The 20234-nt window shown below is 40.0% G+C and carries 15 protein-coding genes and 1 pseudogene; all 16 read left to right on the forward strand.

Annotated features, from left to right (window positions below; translation table 11 throughout):
• The first annotated feature begins 599 nt into the window (after positions 1 to 599).
• The 16 genes and pseudogenes from OCU28_RS12385 (at position 600) to OCU28_RS12455 (ending at position 20150) form a co-directional block, all read left to right on the forward strand.
• Complete coding sequence (locus OCU28_RS12385; protein WP_261817996.1) at positions 600 to 2669, forward strand: YjbH domain-containing protein; 2070 nt, start codon at positions 600 to 602, stop codon at positions 2667 to 2669.
• A 70-nt stretch (positions 2670 to 2739) separates the two neighbouring features.
• Positions 2740 to 2867, forward strand: a pseudogene (locus OCU28_RS16165) (UDP-N-acetylglucosamine--undecaprenyl-phosphate N-acetylglucosaminephosphotransferase); the annotation flags it as partial.
• Positions 2868 to 3250: 383 nt separating this feature from the next.
• A complete protein-coding gene (gene abiEi, locus OCU28_RS12390; RefSeq protein ID WP_102477657.1) occupies positions 3251 to 3784 on the forward strand; it encodes a type IV toxin-antitoxin system AbiEi family antitoxin in 534 nt (177 codons plus the stop codon).
• A complete protein-coding gene (locus OCU28_RS12395; RefSeq protein ID WP_261817997.1) occupies positions 3784 to 4671 on the forward strand; it encodes a nucleotidyl transferase AbiEii/AbiGii toxin family protein in 888 nt (295 codons plus the stop codon). Before abiEi ends, OCU28_RS12395 begins: the two co-directional genes overlap by 1 nt.
• A gap of 1605 nt (positions 4672 to 6276) precedes the next feature.
• Positions 6277 to 7047 (forward strand): ATP-binding protein, encoded by a 771-nt coding sequence (locus OCU28_RS12400; protein ID WP_261817998.1) that lies wholly within the window; start codon positions 6277 to 6279, stop codon positions 7045 to 7047.
• Positions 7019 to 7720 (forward strand): response regulator, encoded by a 702-nt coding sequence (locus tag OCU28_RS12405; protein ID WP_261817999.1) that lies wholly within the window; start codon positions 7019 to 7021, stop codon positions 7718 to 7720. The genes OCU28_RS12400 and OCU28_RS12405 overlap by 29 nt, the downstream gene beginning before the upstream one ends.
• 491 nt (positions 7721 to 8211) lie before the next feature.
• Positions 8212 to 9315: a UDP-N-acetylglucosamine--undecaprenyl-phosphate N-acetylglucosaminephosphotransferase gene (gene wecA, locus OCU28_RS12410; RefSeq protein WP_261818000.1), complete on the forward strand. Its 1104-nt coding sequence runs from the start codon at positions 8212 to 8214 to the stop codon at positions 9313 to 9315.
• 536 nt (positions 9316 to 9851) lie between these two features.
• Complete coding sequence (pseB, locus tag OCU28_RS12415; protein WP_261818001.1) at positions 9852 to 10865, forward strand: UDP-N-acetylglucosamine 4,6-dehydratase (inverting); 1014 nt, start codon at positions 9852 to 9854, stop codon at positions 10863 to 10865.
• Positions 10862 to 12034, forward strand: coding sequence for a UDP-4-amino-4,6-dideoxy-N-acetyl-beta-L-altrosamine transaminase (pseC, locus tag OCU28_RS12420; protein ID WP_261818002.1), 1173 nt, complete (start codon positions 10862 to 10864; stop codon positions 12032 to 12034). Before pseB ends, pseC begins: the two co-directional genes overlap by 4 nt.
• Positions 12035 to 12037: 3 nt before the next feature.
• Positions 12038 to 12727 (forward strand): pseudaminic acid cytidylyltransferase, encoded by a 690-nt coding sequence (gene pseF / locus OCU28_RS12425; RefSeq protein ID WP_261818003.1) that lies wholly within the window; start codon positions 12038 to 12040, stop codon positions 12725 to 12727.
• 2 nt (positions 12728 to 12729) lie between these two features.
• Positions 12730 to 14232 carry a UDP-2,4-diacetamido-2,4,6-trideoxy-beta-L-altropyranose hydrolase gene (gene pseG, locus OCU28_RS12430; protein WP_261818004.1) on the forward strand — a complete coding sequence of 501 codons (1503 nt, stop codon included), beginning with the start codon at positions 12730 to 12732 and terminating at the stop codon, positions 14230 to 14232.
• Position 14233: 1 nt separating this feature from the next.
• Positions 14234 to 15283 carry a pseudaminic acid synthase gene (pseI, locus tag OCU28_RS12435; protein ID WP_261818005.1) on the forward strand — a complete coding sequence of 350 codons (1050 nt, stop codon included), beginning with the start codon at positions 14234 to 14236 and terminating at the stop codon, positions 15281 to 15283.
• Between the two features lie 13 nt (positions 15284 to 15296).
• Entirely contained in the window at positions 15297 to 16559 is a 1263-nt protein-coding gene (locus OCU28_RS12440; RefSeq protein WP_261818006.1) for an oligosaccharide flippase family protein, read from the forward strand.
• Positions 16556 to 17938, forward strand: a complete 1383-nt coding sequence (locus tag OCU28_RS12445; protein ID WP_261818007.1) for a capsular polysaccharide export protein, LipB/KpsS family — start codon at positions 16556 to 16558, stop codon at positions 17936 to 17938. The genes OCU28_RS12440 and OCU28_RS12445 overlap by 4 nt, the downstream gene beginning before the upstream one ends.
• Entirely contained in the window at positions 17935 to 19014 is a 1080-nt protein-coding gene (locus OCU28_RS12450; RefSeq protein ID WP_261818008.1) for a glycosyltransferase family 4 protein, read from the forward strand. The genes OCU28_RS12445 and OCU28_RS12450 overlap by 4 nt, the downstream gene beginning before the upstream one ends.
• Positions 18990 to 20150 (forward strand): hypothetical protein, encoded by a 1161-nt coding sequence (locus OCU28_RS12455; RefSeq protein WP_261818009.1) that lies wholly within the window; start codon positions 18990 to 18992, stop codon positions 20148 to 20150. Before OCU28_RS12450 ends, OCU28_RS12455 begins: the two co-directional genes overlap by 25 nt.
• Positions 20151 to 20234: the final 84 nt, after the last annotated feature.

Genomic DNA, 20234 nt, shown 5'->3' on the forward strand with positions numbered 1-20234 from the left:
TGTCCGAGCAATTGCGAGATATACGCAGGATTCTCATGGACAGCAATGTGCAGTACAGCCGTCGTATGTCGTGTTTCGTACGCGCGCCTTTTGGAAAGCCCGGCTTTTTTGAGTGTAGGATACCAAATGCGTTTGCTAACCCAGTGGATAACAAGGGGCATATCGAGTGTATTGGTAAAGACAGAGCCTGTCGGCTGATCATGCTCTGCCTATAGAGGTGAGAATACTGCAAATAATGCATCGCACATCTTGAGATTACGTTTGGATTTGGGCGTTTCACCATACCTAGTTCACTATTCACATAGTTATGACTAATACGGATGATACGATGCCCAAAGTCCACATCTTCTCACGTCAGTCCATGTACTTAACAACTTCTCATGCGCTTCCAAAAGTGCAAAATGGAGGAGTCTCGCCACTCATTTTCTACCGCTTTTAGAAAGCGTAGCACTTTTTCTTTTACTTAGTGTGTCTGATTGCAGTGCGTGAACGCCCAATTTGGATGTCTCAAATGATTTTTGTGTGTGGTGTGTTGTTATAACATTATCAAATAGTTATAGTAGTTTTATGTCAACACATCATAGAATATGGATGTTCTAGTGTACAAAATCATTTCGCCACGGGCGTACGTCTGTACGATTCTTTTTTATAGTGGTACGTCGTTCGCTAACGTGGATGTCTTACCATCTCAACAGGGCTTTAGTGGCCTGATCTTCACCCCTAATGCTCAGGTATTAAATACCGGCACAGGAAGCTTTTCATTCAGTCAGGGTGCACCTTTCAGGGGAAGTATTGAAGCAATTGATAACTGGTACTTTTCTACTGGAGTTTTCCCGAGCATAGAGGTAGGTGGTCGAATCTCTGAATCGTCAGGAGAGTATACTTCAAATTGTTACACTGAAGGGTGTGATTTAAGGGATTTATCGGCTTCGGCTAAATTTCAAGTACCATTTGTTGACGACTGGCTTGGTTTCAATTTGGCGTTCGGAGCACAAGATATCGGTGGTGCACTAAGCTACTTTGATGCCTACTTTGTAGTAGTGGACACTGAAATTGATGCTTTTAATCTTCGATTGAGTGGTGGCTATGGTCACTCTGATTTAAGTTTAGGCGTTTTAGACGGCGCTTTTGCTGGAGCAGAGTGGCAACCATTTGATTTTGTTCAATTGGCTGGCGAGTATGACGCTCAGGAATTTAACGCTGCGGTGCGACTAATGACGCCACGAGACATGTTGCCTTACGGGGCACAACTGGCGGCTCAATATCAGCTCTACTCAGGCCACGAAAATCAAGACCAAACCCTATGGGGCGTGAGCGCCTCTGTGCCCTTCTTCGGTGATACCTTCACACGCAATAAGTACTCTGATGTTAAGCCTAGTTCACAAACACAGGTTGAAACTGAGCTCGCCAGAGGCGATGCCAGCAGCCTAACCCAGCTTATCGGTAAACTAGAGCAAGAAGGGTTCGTGAACATCCGTGTTGGTGTGAACCTAGATACCTTAGTTATTGCACTAGAAAGCAAACGCTATCAGCACAACACCATGGATGGCGCGGGTGTGGCCCTAGGTATCGTCTCTGCAAACTCAGGTGAAGGTTTATTTGCTGACTTACCTCGTGGTTCAAACAGCTCCCAAAAAGTAGAGTTAGTGCTTCTTCAGAATAAAGTCCCGATGCTATCAATCAATACTGAGTTGAATTGCTATCGCGACTTCCTGAAAACTGGTGCGGAATGTGAGCAGATACAGTTCTCTAATCAAGACTTAACTGCAAAATTGGATCAGACGCAATGGCGTTATGAAACCGCCAACGACGGCTTTGGTTACACTGAGATTATCTTCTCACCAGTGATGAACTATGCCGTCGCCACCGAATACGGCTTCTTTGACTACTCCATTGGGTTAGGGACCAACGTTTACACGCCACTATGGAAAGGCGCTGCTGTTGATGTGCGTCATATCTTACCTATCGCCAACAGTGATGATTATGATGACGGTTTTTGGGAGCCTAAGGCTTTGGAAAATGAGATTGATCGCGCTTTACTGCATCAAGCATTTCGACTGCCAGCCAACACTATGACGCTATTTAGCGCAGGTCTAATCAAGAGTGATTACTATGGCGGTCAAAATGAAACCCAGTGGTACAGCACCAGCGGTATGCACAATCTAGGTTTTGAGGCGGGCTATTTTACCGCGAAAGACAGCATTGACCTTGTAGATCGAACCCCTCTTCTTGCTCATTATCGACTCTCCGTTGCGCAGTGGAATTGGCAAATGCAGGTGCAAGGGGGGGAGTTTTGGGGTGGTGACCAAGGGGTGAAAGCCACTTCTAGTCATTGGCTTGGCGACACACGCTTAGACGCTTCTTATTTAAACAGTGAAAGCGAACAATTTGTCACCTTGAATCTATCGATTCCTCTTACCTTCTGGCGCGGTATGAAACCTGACTACCTTACCGTGCGCGGTGTTAGTGAGTGGAACTTTAGCGTACAAACTCGAGTTGGCGAGAGCCATAACCAGCTAAACACTGGACTAGGTAAAACAGCGAATAATTACCACAACCTCGACAGGCAGTACTTTAACAGAGCGAGGCTCAACCCAAATTACTTTGAAAGCAACCCAATCCGTCTACGAAACGCGTATCTGCGTTACTTAGATGAGGTTATTTATTAATGAGAACCAGTTATTTAAACAGTTTTGCATTTTATCATTATAACCATACCGTTGATGCTCTTTAGCCTTGGTTTTGTTCTACACCGTTGTAGATGTTTCCGGTTCCACACTTATTGGATGACTCACTCGTTTAAGATGGCGAAGATCGTGAGAAAGTGGAAGAAGCTGGAAGATGTGCCTATTGAAGAGCGTGTTTAAACCATTGCTTTGGTTCGGTGGTCCTTTGGGCTGCATAACGCAGTGTACGAACTAAGACACTGAGTTAGGTTTTGGACGGTGACGTTTGAGTTTTTGGTGATTAGCTATCGACTTAAGTGCATGACGTAATGATGAAAACCCTAGAAGGCTTATGGCTTTCTAGGGTTTTGTTGTTTTAATCTTATCGATTCCCCTTAGTTTAGGAAAAGTAAGAGCGTATAAGGATTGGGTGGAAGAACTTTAGTTCTGCCCCCCATTCTACGTTTATATCTTTGGTTTGCGCTTCTGAGCGCATAAATACGGTGTTTCTTAAGTTCCGGTATTTGACTAATTAGATGACGGGCTCTACAATTTGTTACTCAATAGGTAATAAATTGTAGAACATGAAGGCTCTATCTAAAAAAGAACAACTGCTTTCCGCTTTTGCGGCTTCCACCAAGGTAGGCGGAGGGGTGCTAACGCTCGCAGAAATTGCGTTTTACCTTAACACCCAAAATAATATCGCCTTGCGTAAGCTCCTTACTGACTGCGTCAAAAAGGGCATGGTGCGGAGGTTGGCCGCAGGCATATACGAAAGTACACTTACGCCTCCTGACCCTATGACTGCCATTTATAAAGTTGCTAACAAGATCAGGAGAGGCGTCTTAAACTATATAAGTTTAGAGAGCCAACTAAGCCATACAGGTGTGATTTCTCAAATTGTTATGGGCAGAGTGACCATGATGACTAAAGGACGTACAGGTACGTTTGAGACCCCTTATGGCATTATAGAGTTTACACATACCTCACGGCCAGTCGATAAGATCGCCTCCAATATCTACCTAGACCCTGAAATTATGATGTACCGAGCGAGCAACGAGCAAGCTATCTCAGATCTTCGTGCAACCAAACGTAATTTACATATGTTGGAGAACTAATGTTAAAAGAAGCCATTCAACGGGTAGTTGAAGCAAATCCTGCGTATGCTGAAGTTACGTCTGTTATTGAAAAGGAAATTCTGCACCATGACATCATGGATGTCTTAGTTAGAGAAGGTGCAATGCAAACTCTGACGTTCATTGGCGGAACATCGTTGAGACTCTGCTATAACAGCTCACGGCTATCAGAAGACTTGAATTTCAATGGTGGCCATGATTTTAAACCATCAAATTTCGATGGATTGGAGCAAGAGATCCAGAAGTACATTGAAAATAAATACGAAACTGATGTTCTTGTAAGTAAGCCTACTGGGGAATCTCAAGGGAATACATCGTCATGGAAAATCAGCATTGAGAAGGAATCAGGTCGGCCAGATTTGCCACGTCAGAAGATGCACATTGATGTGTGTGCGATTCCGTCATTCGATGCGACGAACCGCCCGCTAATCAATCACTACAGTATCGTTTCCCCAATAGAAGGTTTAATAATTCCTGTTCAATCACTAGAGGAGACCTTTGCGGATAAGTTTATCGCTTTGGCCTATCGTACTAGGCGCATAAAACCACGCGATGTCTGGGACTTAGTTTGGATCAAGCAGCAGGGGACTAAGATCTCCCACGAACTGATCGCAAAGAAATTGGAAGCCCGTAACAAGCCGAATACAGACTTTGAGCAACAGTTAGTTGCTCAAGTAGAAAAGCTCCTCACCGAAGTGGAAGTGAAAGAAGATTTCCATATGGAGATGTCTCGATTTGTACCCAACACCATTAAAGAGCGCACTCTGGATAACCCTGATTATTGGCTGTATGTCCAATCTGAGATTAAGGCATTGTCTCAGCAGGTGCTAAACAGACCTAGCGCGAACCCTTTTGATATGAGTATTTGATTTGTAGCTAAACAAAATGTTACCTAATAGGTAATGTTTTGTTTAGTTATTCGGTGGGGTATGATTTGAGTATCGCAATCGTCTTACGGATGCCACCACTTGTCCGATAAAACCGTCACTCTCGCAAAGGCGGGAATCTAGCCACGTGCAGTTGGTGGTGTGATGACTGCAGTCGACCAGATTTTGGCTCAAAAGACTACCGGAATAACGGTGTGGATTTAGTGGTGTGATTATCGTTGATGAAAACCCTAGAAGGTCTATGGCTTTCTAGGGTTTTGTTGTTTCTATACCTTATTGATTAGCAACAATTGCAGTGAGTATCCAAAGACCCCGGCTTAAAAGATTACCGGGGTGACGGGAGTTGGGTTGGGTGTTGGAGATTATTTAAACCCTAGGAGGCTTATGGCTTGCTGGGGTTTTGTTGTTTTTGGGGGATTACCCTAGGACCTAGGCTCTGGGTTTCCGCCATCGTCTTCCCCGCGTAGGCGGGGATCTGTAGGCTCTCAGGGCTTAATTATAGTTACTGTTTTGAAGTGAAATATGAGTACTTAAAGACCCCGGCTTAAAAGACTACTGGGGTGACGGGAGTTGAAGGTGACGGGAGTTCGCAGAACCTAGAGCCCAGAACCTAGGCTTCCGCTATCGTCTTCCCCGCGTAGGCGGGGATCTGTAGGCTCTCAGGGCTTAATTATGGTTGCTGTTTTGAAGTGAAATATGAGTACTTAAAGACCCCGGCTTAAAAGATTACCGGGGTGACGGGAGTTGAAGGTGACGGGAGTTCGCAGAACCTAGAGCCCAGAACCTAGGCTTCCGCCATCGTCTTCCCCGCGTAGGCGGGGATCTGTAGGCTCTCAGGGTTTAATTATAGTTGCTGTTTTGACGTGAAATATGAGTACTCAAAGACCCCGGCTTGAAAGACTACCGGGGTGACGGGAGTTGAAGGTGACGGGAGTTCGCAGAACCTAGAGCCCAGAACCTAGGCTTCCGCCATCGTCTTCCCCGCGTAGGCGGGGATCTGTAGGCTCTCAGGGCTTAATTATAGTTGCTGTTTTGACGTGAAATATGAGTACTCAAAGACCCCGGCTTGAAAGACTACCGGGGTGACGGGAGTTGAAGGTGACGGGAGTTCGCAGAACCTAGAGCCCAGAACCTAGGTTTCCGCTATCGTCTTCCCCGCGTAGGCGGGGATCTGTAGACCCTCAGGGCTTAATTATAGTTGCTGTTTTGAAGTGAAATATGAGTACTTAAAGACCCCGGCTTGAAAGACTACCGGGGTGACGGGAGTTGGGTTGGGTGTTGGAGATTATTTAAACCCTAGGAGGCTTATGGCTTGCTGGGGTTTTGTTGTTTTTGGGGGATTACCCTAGGACCTAGGACCTAGGCTCTGGGTTTCCGTTATCGTCTTCCCCGCGTAGGCGGGGATCTGTAGGCTCTCAGGGTTTAATTATAGTTGCTGTTTTGACGTGAAATATGAGTACCTAAAGACCCCGGCTTGAAAGACTACCGGGGTGACGGGAGTTGAAGGTGACGGGAGTTCGCAGAACCTAGAGCCCAGAATCTAGGCTTCCGCCATCAGCGCAAGCATTTCGCCTACGTATCGGCATCTTGAATTCGGTTGCTGAAGGGGTCATTGCGGTCGATACTTCAGGTAAGATCATGGTGATTAACAAGAGCGCCATCAACATTCTTGGGATAGAAAAACCGAGGGAGTCCTTGTTTGATACCCATGTTTCAGAGCACTGTTATCCGAGTGACCTTTTCACACCTCAAGCAGAAGAAGAGGTCAGTGAAACCACGGTTAATATCAATGGTGAAACTCTACTAGCCTCGCGCACCATAATGCGCGATGAACAAGAGATTGTAGGTTATGTGGTGAGTTTCAGGCCAAGAAATACCCCCGCTATGCTACAGCTTATGGTGCGTCAGGTGGCAAAAGAGCGCGATGCGATGCGGGTGGTAACGCATGAGTATGCGAATAACATGGCTGTGGTTTCAGGTATGTTAGAGATGCAGATGTATGAGCAGGCTCTAAAATTTATTCATAAGGAAAATAACGTACTCCAGCAGGATCTTTCGCAGATTACTGGCCATTTTCACCCTATGGTGGCGGCGCTTATTCTGAGCAAAAAACATCGCTCATCCGAGCTTGGGTATAAACTTACTATTGTTGAAGGCTCTAGCTTACGTTTGAATAACTCGCCTTTAACTGCCGATGAAGTGGCGACTATCCTCGGTAATCTGTTAGACAATGCCTATGAAGCGATAACCAAAACTCATCGTAAAGAGGGAGAGATTGAGCTATTTGCCACAGATGTAGGTAAAGAGATTGTCATTGAGGTATACGATAATGGCATCGGTATTAGTGATGATAGATAAGATAAAAACGCTGGTGGTTGAGGATAAGCTAGAGTTGGCAGAAATGATCGCAGCCTATATAGGGCAGAATCCTTACTATGAGGTGGTGGGGATAGCATCAACGCTAGCGGATGCTAAGTTTTTGCAAAACACCATGCAGCCTCACCTGATTATCTTAGACAACTACCTGCCCGATGGCAGTGGCATAGAGTGGCTAAGACGGCTGAGAACTGGCTCTGCTCCTGATGTGGATGTTATCTTGCTAACAGCCACCTCGGATGCGCAGACCGTGACCTCGGGAATTAGGTTGAGCGCTTTTGATTATTTGATAAAACCGCTGGCGCTTATTTCATTTAATGATGTATTGAATCGTTTCCGAGATTACTATCGCACCATACACGGTAAGACAGAGTTAAAGCAGTCTGAGGTGAATCGTGCCTATGGGGTACGCCGTGACAGTAAAGTCGTTGATGAGTTGCCTAAGAATATTGACCAATTAACCCTGCAACGAGTGATAGAAGCGTTCGGCTCAGAAGCTCAGCATACCTCAGATTCAGTTAGTGGTTTAGTTGGAGTGAGTAAAACAACTGCTCGGCGTTACCTTGAATATGCAGTGAACCTTGGGTTTCTTGAAGCGAGTGTCTCCTATGGTAGTGTTGGGAGACCTACGCGTATCTATAAAAAAGTCGGGTAGATAAATACTTATTCGTTCTCAAAAGCGTCCTTAGAGACGTTTTTTTGTTGCCTGAACAAAATTGAATGTGCTATCAGCTATCGTAAAATACGCAAACCTTAAATTGCATCGGCACTATTGATGATGGGTGATGAATATTTCACTAAAGATATTTCTGGTGGTTATGATACATTTGTATGACAAATAGCCGAGGTGAATGTGTGTTTGATGATATTGGTCACAGAATGACTGACGCTATTGGTGCAAAGTAAGCGCAGAGTTTGCGTCAATAACTCTTTATGCACAGTGAGCGTATATTTATTCTTGCATTGAGTGTGATGGTTAACTCGCTTCTAGGAGCCAAACCTATAAATAAAAAAAGGTTGAGCGGTTAACCCTAAATCAAGTTTGCATCTTCGATTTTTGGTTATGGATGATTGGTTGGGTATGACGTAAACAAGGGTAGTAATAATTATTTATTGTCGTTTTTAGAAGCACGGATTTTCAATTTCATGAATTACTTTGACACTCTTGTCGAGCTATCGATGTTCTTTTTTCTGTCGCTTGCAGTGCTGTACTGTATGCGTAAAGTAGGGTACGCGATAGGGCTCGTAGATAAACCTAACGCTCGCAAACTACACCAAGGCAGTGTGCCGTTGGTTGGTGGCATTTCCATTTGCATTACTTTGCTGTTCTTCCTTTACGTCAATGCGAATGAATTTTTGTTTCCAGGACTGTTTGCTTGTTGTATCTCAACCTTAGTCATAATTGGGGCTGTCGATGACCGCTTTGATATCAGCTACAAGCTCCGTATGGGAGTACAAGCGGTATTAACCCTTGTTATGATCCACTATACCGGTTTCAAGCTGACCCATATAGGGAATGCGCTAGGCTTTGGCGTATGGGCATTTCCAGATATTGTAGATACGGTTGTCACGCTGTTTGCAGTGATTGGTGCAATTAACGCCTTTAATATGGTGGATGGCATTGATGGATTGCTGGGCGGTTTAACCATGGTGGTTCTGGCTTCACTTGGGGTAGTCTTTTATGCCCACGGTTCACCTCATCTGGCGTATCTAAGCTGCGTGTTCGTCGTCATATTGCTGCCGTTTGTGTTATTTAATCTAGGCTACTTTGGTAAAGTGCGAAAAGTCTTTATGGGCGATGCGGGTAGCATGATGATTGGCTTTACCGTTATTTGGATCTTGATTGGTGGTACGCAACCAGCACACGGACACTACGTGATCCGCCCGGTAACCGCTTTGTGGCTGATAGCTGTGCCGCTTATCGACATGATGGCAATCATGATCCGCCGAGTTCGTAAAGGCCACTCTCCATTCCACCCCGATCGTGAGCACTTCCACCACATCATGCAGCGCATTGGATTTACGCCAAGAGAGGCATTAGTGGTGATTTGTTTAGTGCAGGTTTTTTACTCAAGCATAGGCTTACTGGGTGAATATCTAGACATTCCTGAGTACATCATGTTCTACACCATAGTCGCTTGTTTCTTGTTCCATACCTATTGGATGACGCATTCATTTAAGATGGCTAAGATTGTTAGGAAATGGAAGCGTTTGGAAGGTGAGGGTGAGCTGGCTCAGGAAATAAGCTGAGGATACCCGAGTACATACCTTTGAGTTGAACATGATTGATTTGTAGATGAAACCCTAGACGGTATTTAGCTGTTTAGGGTTTTTGTGTTTTAGGAGGGGGACGATTGGTGCATACCAGTTATGTTTTCTTAGGTGGTTGAGCTGATGAATAGCAGGAAGTAAGTACAAATCACGTTGAAAAAGGTATGAGCATTGGTATCTTGTTTGAAATGTAGTGTGATCATTTAGTCATATCTAAGTTGTATCTATGGTGTTGAGTGCACTATTTGCTACCTTAACTGTTGATTCTATGGAAGTAAGGCTAATTTATAATCGGTCTACTAGGCGCTACTATCCTATTGTGGTTGTCTATAGTACACTTTATGAATTATGGTCTTTATTAGTTAGTCTAGAGAAGTCTTTGTAAAGACAGTATTTGATAGGTAATTGCTCTCGGTTTCATCATATGAGAGTGCAAATGAAATCTAAAAGGTCAAGAACTCATCATAACTAGCGATGTTAGTTTCTAGGCCATACTAAACATAATGGGAAAAAGCATGTTGAATAATAAAGCTGTACTAATAACTGGTGGTACAGGCTCGTTTGGTAAGCAGTTCATTAAAACTATCTTAGAGCGCTATCAGGACGTAAAGAAAATCATTATCTATTCTCGCGATGAGCTTAAGCAGTTTGAAATCAAACAAAACTACCCAGCGAAAGATTTTCCACAATTACGCTTTTTTATCGGTGATGTTCGCGATCAAGCGCGTATGATTCAAGCTTGTGAAGGCGTTGACGTGATCATTCATGCTGCAGCGATCAAACAAGTCGACACTGCTGAGTACAACCCTACTGAATGTATCCGTACCAACGTTGATGGCGCAGAAAACGTGATTCAAGCAGCACTTCAGTGTGGTGTGAAAGATGTTGTTGCGTTATCTACTGATAAGGCGTGTGCTCCTATTAATCTTTATGGTGCGACCAAATTGACCTCCGATAAGTTGTTTACCGCAGCAAATAACATCAAAGGCTCAAAAGATATTCGATTTAGCGTAGTACGTTACGGTAATGTTATGGGATCTCGTGGTTCAGTAATTCCATTTTTCATGAAAAAGAGAGAAGAAGGTTTACTTCCAATTACTCATGCAGAAATGACGCGCTTTAATATTTCATTACAAGATGGCGTGAATATGGTGATGTATGCGTTGGATAACCATCTTGGCGGTGAGATATTTATTCCAAAAATCCCATCATATAAAATCATGGATATTGCAGAAGCTATTGCTCCAGGAGTTCCTACTAAAGTTGTAGGTATTCGCCCTGGTGAAAAATTGCACGAGGAAATGATCACAGATACAGACTCATTCAATACTATTGACTTAGGTAAGTATTACGCTATTTTGCCATCAGTGTCGTTTACATATAGTGAAGAAGATTATATGACGCACCATAAGGCTGAAAAAGTCCCATTTGGTTTCAAGTATAATTCAGGCACTAATACTGATTGGGAAACCGTTGAAGGTCTGCGCGATCTTATCAAAGAGCATGTTGACCCTAACTTTACAGTGTGAGCGTCAAAATGATCCCATATGGAAAACAAGAAATTACGCAACAAGACATTGATGGTGTTATTGATGTCTTGAAATCTGATTTCTTAACGCAAGGACCGCAAGTTCCAGCATTTGAGGCTTCGTTGATGCAGCATACTGGTGCTAGTTATGCTGTTGCCGTAAATAGCGCCACTTCAGCGTTACATATTGCGTGTATGGCATTAGGCTTGGGTAAGGGTGAAAGACTTTGGACCACTCCGGTTACGTTTGTCGCCTCCGCAAACTGTGGATTGTATTGTGGTGCAAAGGTCGACTTTGTCGATATTGATCCCCGTACTTACAATATGTGTCCGGTAAAACTCGAAAACAAGCTAAAACAAGCTAAAGCCAACGGCACACTACCTAAGGTAGTGGTTCCGGTGCATTTGTGTGGCCAACCTTGCGATATGAAAGCGATTCACGCACTGTCGCTAGAATATGGTTTTAGCATCATTGAAGATGCTTCACATGCGATTGGCGGTGAATATCATAATGCCCCGATAGGTAATTGTGCGTATTCAGATATTACTGTATTCAGTTTTCATCCGGTTAAGATTGTTACGACCGCAGAAGGCGGTGCTGCTCTAACTAACAATCAGACTCTTGCAGAAAAGATGGAATTATACCGTAGCCACGGTATTACTCGTGATGCGGACAAGATGGAAGGTGAATCGCACGGTGGTTGGTACTATCAGCAAATTGAGCTGGGTTACAATTATCGAATGACAGAACTGCAGGCAGCACTAGGCGTCAGTCAAATGACCAGGCTCAGTGAATTTGTATCAACTAGGCATCGCTTAGCGAAAAGATACAATGAATTACTGACTAAATTACCGATTGTTCTTCCTTACCAATTGGAGAGTACTTACTCGGGCCTACATTTGTACGTGATTCGTTTGAAGCTTGATGAAATTTCGTTGTCACATAAACAGGTATTTGAAGCACTTCGTGAAAATGGCGTTGGTGTGAATCTTCATTATATTCCAGTACATACGCAGCCTTATTATCAAAAGTTAGGTTTTTCTTTGGGTGATTTTCCTGAGTCAGAGCGTTATTACGAAGAAGCCATTTCATTACCTATGTTCCATCTTATGACGGATAAGCAACAAGATACAGTAGTGTCTGTTTTATCTGGTATTCTCGAGGCATAGCAAATGAATATAGCGATTATACCGGCGCGCGGTGGCAGTAAGCGTATACCAAGAAAGAACATTAAGTTGTTTCATGGGAAGCCAATGATTGCCTATTCAATTGAAGCCGCGATTCAGTCCGGCTGTTTTGATAAGGTGTTGGTTTCCACAGATGACCATGAGATAGCGGAAGTCGCCAAGCAGTTTGGTGCTGAAGTTCCTTTTATAAGACCTACAGATATTTCTGATGACTTTGCTACTACGAAAGATGTAATGGGACATGCTGTATCCTGGTGTGTGGACAAAGGCTTGTCAGTCGACAACGTATGTTGCTTGTACGCAACCGCCCCTTTTGTTACCAGTGATGATTTAGCACGAGGTTTGCAAAAATTACTAGATAGTGGAGCTGAGTACGTATTCAGTGCTACAAGCTTTCCTTTTCCGATCCAGCGTGCAATTCAACTCTCTGAGTTTGGTGAGGTGTCAATGTTTGAGCCGCAGTATGAACTCTCTAGGTCTCAAGACTTACAAGAAGCTTATCACGATGCGGGTCAATTCTATTGGGGAACTCAAGAAGCCTTCTTAGAGAAAAAGCGCTTTTTCGCACCTCATTCACAAGTTGTATTACTTCCAAGAAAACGAGTGCAAGATATTGATACTCCAGAGGACTGGGAGTTTGCAGAAGCTTTGTATTCTCTATTGTTGAAGGGCTAATTGTGAACTTTGTTTTTCGAGTTGATGCCTCGGTATATATTGGTAGCGGTCATGTGATGCGCTGCTTAGTTTTAGCGGATGAATTGGCTGCGCAAGGACATAGAGTATGTTTTGCATGCTTGCCCCAAGAAGGCGACATGGTCACTTTTATTCAAAATCGTGGTTTTAAAGTTATATCGCTGACCTCATTGGGAAAGTCGACTCCGCCTAAAAGTGATGAAGACTATCTTGGTTGGTTACAGCGTCCAATAGAAGTTGACGCACACAACTTTATCCAATTGATTGAGAATGCTGATGTTGTTGTGACCGATCATTACGCTATTGGTTGTGAGTGGCAAACTATTGTACGGCATCACTACCAATGTAAGATTGTTGCAATAGATGATTTGAAACGCATACACGATTCTGATTTGATTATCGATCAAACTTTAGGTCGTGATAGCTCAGAGTATTCAGGCGATAGAGCGGTATTAGCGGGTAGTCAATACAGTTTAATATCACCTCATTTTTCTCATGTAAGAGAAAAAGCTTTAGAAAAAACGAGCTATTTAGTTAGACCTAAGGTTTTAGTTTCTATGGGGGGCATTGACGCTCCTAACGCTACACTCAGAGTTTTGGAATCCTTAAGTCAAAGAGTTGATGCTGACTTTACTGTCCTATTAAGTCCTAGAGCTCCGCATTATTATAAAGTTATAGCGTTTTGTGCTAAGTATGAAAATCTCACTCATATTGATTTCGTTCAAGATATGTCTCAATTAATGCTATTGCACGATATTGCGATTGGCGCTCCGGGCAGTACAACATGGGAAAGAGCCGCACTTGGGCTTCCGAGCATTGTCATTCCTTTAGCGCCAAATCAGAACGAAATCTGTACAAAGCTAGAAGCATATAATGCAGCGATTCGTGTTTCATTACTGAACCTAGAAGAAGAGTTGCCAGAAGCGTATGTTAAGTTGGTTGAAAACTGGTCAGTATATCGTTCGAAAAGTTTTAATTTGTGTGATGGACGCGGTGTCAAAATTGCTGTAGCAGCAATCAATGGAGTCTGTGGTTCGTCTCAGTCGCTTCATCTTGAAAAGGCTACTACAGCAGATATTTCTTTGGTTTACGATTGGCAATGTCATCCGAGCACTCGAAGGTTTGCTTTGAACAAGCAAATACCTTCTTGGGATGAACATGTTAAATGGATGAGCCTTAAACTAGATAACCCTGGTGACATGTTTTACATTGTTAAAGAAGGGTTAGGGGGCAAGCCTCTAGGCGTTTATCGTTTAGATCGAATGTCACCAAACAGCTATCTCATATCTATTTTTGTAGCTCCAGATTGCCATAGGCGGGGAGTAGCAACTAGAATTTTACAGCTTTCTGATACAGTTCATTCAGACATTACCCTTCATGCTAGGGTGCTAAAAGAGAATACCGCTTCTCAAGCTTTGTTTGAACGGGCTGGTTACCAACGTATTTCCTCAGAAAAGTTTATCCGTTACCCTATTAATAGAGATTAATATGAATCCTTATATAACCATTGATGGCCGTAAAATAGGCAAAGATTTTTCCCCGTATATTATTGCAGAGTTATCAGCAAATCATAATGGTGATATCAACCGTGCTTTTGCGATTATGGAAGAAGCAAAGAAAGCTGGTGCTGATGCAATTAAATTACAAACCTATACCCATGATACGATAACTATTGATTGTGATAATGAAGAATTCCAAATACATGGCGGGTTATGGGATGGGCAAACACTATATGAATTATATAAAGGTGCCCATATGCCATGGGAGTGGCATAAGCCTTTATTTGCGAAAGCAAAAGAACTAGGTATAACGATATTTAGTTCACCATTTGATTTCACAGCAGTGGATTTACTGGAAGAACTCAATACACCAGCATATAAAATTGCCTCATTTGAGCTTGTCGACCACCCTTTAATAGCAAGAGTGGCTCAAACAGGTAAGCCAATGATTATGTCGACTGGGATGGCCAATGATGTTGAGATACAGGAAGCGATTGATGTTGCAAAGAACAATGGTTGTCAGGAACTAGTTGTCTTGCATTGTGTGAGCGGCTATCCAGCCCCAGCCGACCAATATAACCTGCGCACAATTTCTGATATGCAGCAACGCTTTGGCGTGCTATCTGGTTTATCAGACCATACGATTGATAATGCTACCGCAGTGACATCAATAGCACTAGGAGCTTGCCTTATTGAAAAGCATGTAACGCTAGATCGCAATGGTGGTGGTGCTGATGATAGTTTCTCACTTGAGCCTAAAGAGTTGAAACAACTCTGTGATGATACAAATACAGCTTGGCAATCTTTAGGGAAAGTGAATTACGAACGTACTGACGCAGAGAAAGGGAATGTTAAATTTAGACGTTCATTATATATTGTTAAAGATATTAAAGCTGGTGAAGTGTTAACTGATGAGCATGTTCGGAGTATTCGACCTGGGTTTGGTTTAGCACCCAAATATTACGATGAAGTAGTTGGTTCAATAGCAAAGATTGATATGAGTATTGGGACGCCACTTTTAAAAGAAAAATTGCTATAAGTAGTATTATTCTATGAATATTATTCGACTGTGTTTAAATCCAAGAATAATAAATATGGGAATTCGAGTTCTTATATTGCTATCCAAATTTTTATTAATGATAGTTCTTGCACGAATGCTCACTGTATATGAGCTTGGTGTGTATGGTCTTATTCAAGGAATATCGATATATTTTATGTATTTCACAGGTTTAGATCTATACACCTATAGCACTAGAGAGATCATAAAACAGAAAAGTGATAATAGTGCACTTGAAAAACATATATCTTCAATATTTATATTGTCTTTGGTTGGTGTGGCTATAACAACATTTTTCATTATATTCAACTCTACTTTGTCAGGAGTATACCCCTTAATTATAACTCTAATTTTAATAGAGTATTATAATCAAGAACTGGGCAGGGTATTGATTGCAAAACAGTTTCAGTTAGTGGCCAGTGTTCAATTATTTATTAGATCTGCACTGTGGTGTTATGTTGTAGCTGCTGTATATTTCTTTTCTACAATAAAGTTAGATTTAAAACAAATTTTACTTATATGGCTTATATTTAGTTTTCTAGCTGTATCATTTTCAGTAATATATGTTCTATTAACTAAAGTTAGGCGGAATGAAACATTACACTTTAGCTTTAACTTAGATATTCATTGGTTGCTTAAAGCTATAAAAACAAGTTTACTGTTTTTTATCGGTACATTAGCAATCCGAAGTATTTTTATACTTGATAAATTATATTTAGATAAATTTGGTAATATACATGATTTAGGTATTTATGTGTTTTATTCCAGTTTTGCAGGGGTATTGCTAGCATTCTGTGATTCAGCTATATTTCAGTTTTTTTATCCAAAGCTAATAAAATTATTAAATGAAAGTAATCGTATTGAGTTTGGCAGAGAAATTAAAATAACAATCCTTCAGGCAGTCATAATTTGTAGTGCTTATATTATAGGTTTAATGATATTCATGAAGGAACTATTAGATTTAATTGGAAAGGAAGAGTACTTAGAACAATCTCACTATTTCTGGATGTTATCCGCGTTCAATGTGTTGGTTGTTTTTTCTACTTTATGTCATTATGTATTATATGCCTTTGAAGTGGATAAGAAGATAATGAAGATTAATATTTTAAATTTGGCATTATTCGTTTTATTTATTGTTTCTGGGCAATTATTAGATTTGCCAGCTATTGATGTTTTGATGTTGTCACTTTTATCATCGACTGTTATTACATTTATGGCTAAAATATATACGTTAACTAAAATACAGGTGGTGTGGTGAAAATTGTAATATTGATTAATACTTCAGCATTTGCAAAGTACTATATTAAACTTGGTGATGAACTATCGAATAGTGGTTGTGATATTATTTATGCTGTTCAGAATGAGTTTTCCAAAGAGTTATATTTCTCAAATGATAGAATGAATGTTGTTGTATGCCCCGATATATCTAAAAGTAAACTAGATAGTGTATCTTTGCCTAATGAGTTTTCTTCTTGGATGATGCATCCAGATTATGACCGTGGGCTTTATTATGGATTTTCAAATGAATTTTCAGGTGCCAATGCAATTAATCATATAAAAAACACATACGCATTCTTTAGTGAACTATTTGATGAATTCTCTCCTGATTGTGTATTTTATGAAAATATATCTAATGGGTTTGCTAATATAGCTTATGAGGTATGCAACAGGTTAGATATTCAATATATAGGGCTAACATCTTCACGTCTCCCTAATATGGTTTACTTTTCACAGTTTGGTCATGAAATAAAATATGATATTGAGAATTATATTAAAGAGAATGAATTTTCTGATGAAGAACTGACATATGCTAAAGAATATATTGAGAATATATCGACGGTTCAACCCGATTATATGAAATTTAACGGACTGTCAAATTTTTCGTTTAAGGCACTATTTAATAAACCAATGCCATCTATGCATAGTTTAAACGTTCATTTTAAATACCTGTATAGTGCCGGTTATCAAACGGGCATACCTATCAAATCATCTCTACTTTATCGTTTGCGTGATATAAAACGATATTTTAATAGAAAGCGTATTCAAAAATTTTATCAAGATAGCGTCATTTTTAATGATAATACTAATTATTACCTGTACCCAATGCATTATCATCCTGAATCGTCTACGTCACTACTCGCTAAATTTGATAATGAATTCGAAGTGATCAAAAATACAGCATTTAGTTTGCGTGAAGGAGAGGTCCTATTAGTCAAAGATCATATCTCTGCAACCGGATTTGAAGATTATGATTTTTATCGAAAGGTTAGCTCACTACCAAATGTCATGCTTCTAAAACCAGAGTTAAATGTAAAAGAATTAATCCCAAAGTGTCAAGCTATTGTAACGCTGACAAGTACGGTTGGTTATGAATCAGTATTATTGAATATTCCTGTATTGTTATTTGGAAGTGTTTTTTATGAAGATCATCCTTTAGTAGTAAAGGTTACAAGTCATCACGATATAAGAAAAAAGTTAGACTCATTGCCTAATTTATCTGATTTTACTGAATATAATAGGTTGTATATAGCAGCTTATCGCAGGTGCTGTTTTCACTTTACCCTAGATCTTAGAGATAAAAATACTTCTCAGGGAATAGCTGAATTAGCTAAACATATTATTAGGGAACTTGAATGAAACTGTTGTTTGTGAATCATGCCATGCACTGTGGTGGCACTGACAAAGTAGTACACTCTCTTTTAGAAACATTTGCTATTGAGCCAGATATAGAATGCGAATTACTTACGGTGAGGAAGAGTGAAGAAGATTTTTTTAAAGTACCTGAGTCAGTAAAGAGGTATAGCCTTAATTTTGAAAAGGATGATACAAAATTAAGTGGAATAGACTATTTAATGCCAAGTAATTTGATGTTGATTTGGAAAATAAGACAGGTAGTAAAGGCATCCAATCCAGACTTTGTTATATCAAACTGGACTTCTACTAATTGTTTGACTCTACTATCAACCATATTTTTGAATAAAAAAGTAATTTGTTACGAACATATTCATTTTGATCTACCTAGTTTTTTATGGAAAACTCTTAGAAGAACACTGTACCCGTTCGCTGATAAAGTATTAGCATTGACAGATGAAGATAAAACCAAATATGAAAAATTTTGCAATGCTGTTAAAGTGATAAATCCTGTATCATTGCTTGAAGGTGAAGTTAAACAGATAGAGGACAAAGAGAATGTGATTCTCGGAGTGGGAAGACTAGAGAGTCAAAAAGGGTTTGATATTCTTATAAAATCATATTCTTTGATTGCAAAAAAATTTCCGGAATGGAATCTAAAGTTAGTGGGTGATGGCAGCGCATTAAATGAGTTATTGGATTTGGTCAAAGAACTTGAATTAGAAGGGAGAGTTATCTTTGCTGGAAAATCGTCAAGCGTTTTTGAGCATTATAATAATTCCAAGATATTTGTGTTATCTTCTCGATTCGAAGGTTTTGGATTAGTCATTGTCGAAGCCCAAAGCGCGGGATGCGCTGTCGTATCATTTGATTGTCCGACAGGACCATCTGAAATAATTGAAGATAATATAAATGGTATTTTGGTTAATAAAGAATCTATACCAGAGATGGCATACAAACTTACTAAATTAATAAATGATCAAGAACAAATATCAAACATATCTGAAGTTGGCATATTAACTTCCAAGCAGTATTCTAAAGGCAATATAAAGAAAATATGGTTAGAAAAAATATTAAAGTAAATGTTAAATTTATAACAGTTATTATTGTTATTACTATACTTTATGTTTCCAATATATACAGTTATGTAGTGAGTTTTGACGAATATAAAGATGTCTTAGTTGGTCTAAGATATATTGATATTTTTATTACTATATTATTGTCAGGAGCAATAACCCTTTTAGTATTTAAAAAAAGTTTATTATATATAGTGAGCTTTTTTATGCTGACATTATTATATGCACTATTGTCTAGGAATTACTTTTATGTTGATGTGGCTTTATTAATATTGTTTTCATTTTCTTTAACTAATTTACTAAATAATGGGTTGGAAAAGGCTTTAGATATAACTTCATTTATCATATTAGTAACGTTTATTATAATAGTTTATTTTGCACTTAATGGTGCCTTAGAAAATGATGTATTTATCATGCCAACTACACATTATTTTCCCATAAAGTTGTCGTTAGGGTTTAATAACCCTAACGTTATATCAATGTTAATATGTACCTTTGCTATTACTTTGTTATTTTATAAAAGGTGGATGTTGTTTGCTTTGTATTCTATAGCATTTTTACCACTTTCATTATTATTGGGTTCGAGAACATATATTCTGGCTTGGTTAGTTAGTATCATTATTTCAATTTTTTATGATAAATTTAAAAAGGTAGATATAGCATTATATGCTATTCTATTTATACCTGTTCTGATAGCAGTATCACTATATTATAATATCAGCTCAGATTTGGTGTTATATTTAGATAGATTTTTAAATGGACGTGTTGCAGGGTTTTTCAAAGAAATAAAAGATTATAACCTCTTACAGTTCTTAATTGGCGGTGGTTCTTTTACTAAAGTAGATGTAGCGTATTTTAATTTTATTTTGGGGTATGGTATTATTGGTTATACCGCTATTATGTATACTTTGGTTCGATTGTTAAGATCGTGTAAAGGAGCGCAGTTGTTAAAATTTTCGTATAGTTTGCTATTTATATGTTTTTTTGAGAATACCATATCAGTAAATTCTATATTGAGTGTTGCGTTTATAATTGAGATTATATTATACCTTAATCAGAATAGGCATCGTGATATAAAAAATGCTAATATTAAATTTAATGAAACTGATGGAGTAATATCCCAGAGAAATAAACTCAGTTAAACGTAGAATATTCTCCTATGATTATTATAGGAGATTCAACGTGAAAAATTGTGATACATGAACAGCCAGATCTAATTGAACTTA

The organism is Vibrio gallicus, assembly GCF_024346875.1.
Lineage (GTDB): Bacteria > Pseudomonadota > Gammaproteobacteria > Enterobacterales > Vibrionaceae > Vibrio > Vibrio gallicus.